This is a genomic window from Pseudomonas sp. K5002, assembly GCF_013386655.1.
In the GTDB taxonomy this organism is placed as follows: domain Bacteria; phylum Pseudomonadota; class Gammaproteobacteria; order Pseudomonadales; family Pseudomonadaceae; genus Aquipseudomonas.
Genome location: NZ_JACARK010000579.1, coordinates 1 through 4,058, shown reverse-complemented (window position 1 = coordinate 4,058; position 4,058 = coordinate 1). Strand labels below are relative to the sequence as shown.

Genomic DNA, 4,058 nt, shown 5'->3' with positions numbered 1-4,058 from the left:
AGCCGACCTTCGGCCCCTGCGCACGCCTGGACTACGAGCTGGAGCTGGGCATCTGGATCGGCCAGGGCAATGCCATGGGCGACTCGATTGCCATCGGCGACGCGGCTGATCACATCGCCGGTTTCTGCCTGCTCAACGACTGGTCGGCGCGGGATATCCAGGCCTGGGAATACCAGCCGCTGGGCCCGTTCCTGTCGAAGAGTTTCATCACCAGCATTTCGCCATGGGTGGTGACGGCTGAAGCCCTGGAACCGTTCCGCAAGGCACAGCCGGCGCGCCCTGAAGGCGACCCGCAACCACTGCCATACTTGCTGGACAAGCGCGACCAGGCTGCCGGTGGTTTTGATATCGAACTGGAAGTGCTGCTGACCACCGCCTCGATGCGTGAGCAGAACCTGCCGGCCCATCGCTTGACCCTGAGCAACACCCAACACATGTACTGGACCGTCGCGCAGATGGTTGCGCACCACAGCGTCAATGGCTGCCAGTTGCAGGCGGGTGACCTGTTTGGTTCGGGCACCTTGTCGGGGCCTGAAGCCGGACAATTCGGCAGCCTGCTGGAAATCACCGAGGGCGGTAAAAAGCCGATCGAACTGGCCTCCGGCGAGGTGCGGAAATTCCTTGAAGATGGCGACGAAATCATCCTGCGTGCCCGCTGCACCCGCGACGGTTTTGCCTCCATCGGCTTCGGCGAATGCCGGGGTACCGTGGTCGCGGCGCGCTGAGAGGGCAGGGCCATGGAACTCTATACCTACTACCGCTCCACTTCGTCGTACCGGGTGCGGATTGCGCTGGCCCTCAAGGGCCTGGACTTCACGGCGGTGCCGGTCAACCTGCTGGTGCCCAAGGGCGGCGCCAACCATCAGCCGGAGTACCTGGCGATCAACCCGCAAGGTCGCGTGCCGGCCTTGCGCACCGATGAGGGTGATGTGTTGATTCAGTCGCCGGCGATCATCGAGTACCTGGAGGAACGTTATCCACAGGTGCCGTTGCTCTCCACGGATCTGGCAACCCGCGCCCATGAGCGCGCGGTGGCGTCGGTCATCGGTTGCGACATCCACCCGCTGCACAACTCCAGTACCCAGAATCTGCTCAAGCAATGGGGGCACGATGAAGCGCAGGTGCTGGAGTGGATCGGGCACTGGATCAGCCAGGGCCTGGCGGCGGTTGAGCAGTTGATTGGTGATCAGGGTTATTGCTTTGGCGAGCAGCCGGGGATGGCGGATACGTTCCTGATTCCACAGTTGTATGCGGCCGAGCGGTTCAAGGTGTCGCTGGCGGCGTACCCGCGCATTCAGCGGGTGGCGGGGTTGGCGGCGCAGCATCCGGCGTTCATGGCGGCTCATCCCGCCAACCAACCGGATACCCCATAAATCTCCAGGCTCACACCGGCCAAATGTGGGAGCGGGNNCCCGCTCCCACATGTGATCTTCAGCGTGTCCAAAATATATAAAAACAATACAGGTCCCTTGCGATGCACAATCAGATTGCCAGCTTTCGTGCGGCACTCGACGCCCGTCCGGTGTCGCGCTATCAGTGGTTGATTCTCCTGTTGCTGGCACTGTTGCTGGTCACCGACGGCTACGACGCCCAGGTCCTGGGCTACGTAGTACCGGCGCTGGCCAAGGACTGGGGCCTGGAAAAAGCCGCGTTCGGCCCGGTGTTCAGCGCCAACCTGCTGGGGCTGACGCTGGGCTCCCTAGCCGTCACGCCGCTGGCGGATCGCTTCGGGGTGCGGCGCATCCTGCTGTGCTGTGTGTTGATCTACGCCAGCCTCACGGTGCTGATGGTGTTCGCCAACTCTCTCAATACCTTGATGGCCGCCCGCTTTATCTGCGGCATCGGCATGGGCGGTGCAATGCCCAGCGCCATGGCCTTGATGTCGGAATACTCACCACCCCGCCTGCGAACATTGATGGTGACGCTCGCCGCCTGTGGCTTCTCTTTCGGCGGTGCGACCGGTGGTTTTGTCGCGGCCGGGTTTATCGACAGTTTCGGCTGGCAGGCGGTGTTCCTCGCCGGTGGTGTGACGCCATTGCTGTTGTTTCCGTTTCTTGCCTGGATGTTGCCTGAATCGCTGCCGCGCCTGCTGCGTGATGCACCGCCGTATGCGCGCCTGCAAAAAGTCACCGCGCGGATGCTGCCAGGCTGGCTACCGCCGGCGGCGAGCGAGGAGCAAAACCGCCAGGAGCAAGGCAGCAAACTGACGGTGGTGGAGCTGTTCCGCCATGGTTATGCGCGCCCGACATTACTGCTGTGGGCGACGTTTTTTGTCAGCCTGATCCTGCTGTATTTCATGATCAGCTGGCTGCCTTCGCTGTTGCTGGAAAGCGGCCTGGGCCTGAATGAGGCCAACCTGGTGACCTCGATGTTCCTGTTCGCCGGGACCTTGGGCGCCATCGGCATGGCCTGGTTTGCCGACCGGCTCAAAAGCAAAGTGCGCCTACTGTCCGGCGTGCTGGCAGCGGCTGCGGTGTGCACCATCCTGCTGGGGCTGAATCACGACAATCCGCGCTATCTGGTGGCCTGCGTGTTTGCGGCGGGCTTCTGCATCATCGGCGGTCAACTGACCCTGAACGCGTTCGCCAGTAACTTCTACCCGGCTCACGTGCGGGCCACCGGTACAGGCTGGGCACTGGGTGTCGGGCGGTTCGGGTCGATCCTGGGGCCGCTGTTCGGCAGCCTGCTGCTGGCGATGCACATACCGGTGCAGCAGATTTTCTTCTTCTGCGCGATTCCGGCGGTGATAGCGGCGTTGTTGATTATCCAGGTGCGCTCGCCAGTCAATGCACCACAGAGTTCGGCGGCAAATGGCCCAGCCGTTCGGTCAGGCGTAGACGCTGGATCGGGTCTTCGCTGAGCATCAACGCGTGTTCCAGGTCAAAACGCTCGGCGTTCGGGCAATCCAGGCGCTGATACAAACTGGCCCGGGCCAGGTAATCGGCGGCGCTGGCATTGCCCAGCTCCAGCACGCGTTCGGCGTCCACCAGAGCGGCCAGGTGGTCGTCGTTGGACAGGTGCAACTGGCGCAGATTACGCGACAGCCGTTGCAGGATCGATCGCGGCTCGGCGGTGTGCAGGTGGTCGGCCTGCAACTTGAGATTGGGCCCGTACTGGCGGGTCAGCAGGTCGCGGCAATCGTTGGGGTACAGGCGTCGGCCGCCGCAGGGGTCGAGCAGGTGATCGGCGCCCGGCACCCGCAACAGGAAGTGCCCCGGGAAGTTGACGCCCACCAGCGGAATGTCCAGGCGCCGCGCCAGCTCCAGGGCAATCAGCCCGAGAGCCAGCGGCTGCCCGCGTTTACGCTTCAACACCTTGTCCAGCAGCGCGGCGGCGGGGCGCAGCGGGGTGTGGTCATCCTGGGCGAACCCCAGGTCGTTCATGCGCCGCAGCAACGGTTGTCCGAGTTCATCCGCCGGCAGCATCGGCATGCTGAGGCTGACCAATTGCTGCAGTACCTTGAAGTCCTGCAGGATGGCCAAGGGGTCCACCGCCGGGTCGTGCTCGGCCGCCATCCACAGCGCGGCTTCAAACAGCGCGGGCGGTGACCGTTCCAGGCAGGCAAAAAAGGCGTCGCGGGGCTTCATTGGGTTCTCCGGCGGATGTCTCGTTTTAGCCTTGCTGTGAACTTTCGTCCAGTGCCTTAAGACAGGTCCTACCTGTTTATGTCGCAAACCCTTTAAAACCGGTGGTCTTATTCCTGCGCGCTTCAGCAGGGTTTCGCTGGCGGTCCTATACTTGGCGCCTACCAGAAGTGATTCGGGAGCTTGACGATGTTTGCGCTCATGCACAGCACCCGCCTTGAATCGCTGCACCTGAGCGTTGACCCGGCCACCGGGTTGAAGGCGGTCATTGCCATCCACAACAGCCGCCTGGGTCCCGCCCTTGGAGGCTGCCGCTACCTCTCTTACCCCGACGATGAAAGTGCCGTGGCGGATGCCGCGCGCCTGGCCCAGGGCATGAGCTACAAGGCCGCGCTGGCCGGTTTGCCGGTGGGTGGCGGCAATGCGGTGATCATCCGCCCCGCCCATGTGGAAAGCCGCGCGGCATTGTTTGAA

5 protein-coding genes are annotated in these 4,058 nt (G+C 63.2%); 4 read left to right on the top strand and 1 reads right to left on the bottom strand.

Going from position 1 to position 4,058, the window contains the following annotated elements; translation table 11 throughout:
• The 3 genes from fahA to HX846_RS23860 all read left to right on the top strand — a co-directional run.
• On the top strand, positions 1 to 725 hold a 725-nt coding region (gene fahA / locus HX846_RS23870), incomplete at its 5' end, for a fumarylacetoacetase (protein WP_178966209.1).
• 12 nt (positions 726 to 737) lie between these two features.
• Positions 738 to 1,373, top strand: a complete 636-nt coding sequence (maiA, locus tag HX846_RS23865) for a maleylacetoacetate isomerase (protein ID WP_134325765.1) — start codon at positions 738 to 740, stop codon at positions 1,371 to 1,373.
• A gap of 101 nt (positions 1,374 to 1,474) precedes the next feature.
• Positions 1,475 to 2,860, top strand: coding sequence for an aromatic acid/H+ symport family MFS transporter (locus tag HX846_RS23860; protein WP_178966208.1), 1,386 nt, complete (start codon positions 1,475 to 1,477; stop codon positions 2,858 to 2,860).
• Here the strand turns inward: HX846_RS23860 and HX846_RS23855 are convergent.
• Positions 2,784 to 3,587, bottom strand: a complete 804-nt coding sequence (locus HX846_RS23855) for a SirB1 family protein (protein ID WP_003212796.1) — start codon at positions 3,585 to 3,587, stop codon at positions 2,784 to 2,786. The two genes, HX846_RS23860 and HX846_RS23855, sit on opposite strands and share 77 nt — an antisense overlap.
• 186 nt (positions 3,588 to 3,773) lie before the next feature.
• Between HX846_RS23855 and HX846_RS23850 the strand changes: the two genes are divergently transcribed.
• The coding region (locus HX846_RS23850) for a Glu/Leu/Phe/Val dehydrogenase dimerization domain-containing protein (RefSeq protein ID WP_306173146.1) at positions 3,774 to 4,058 on the top strand (285 nt) is incomplete at its 3' end.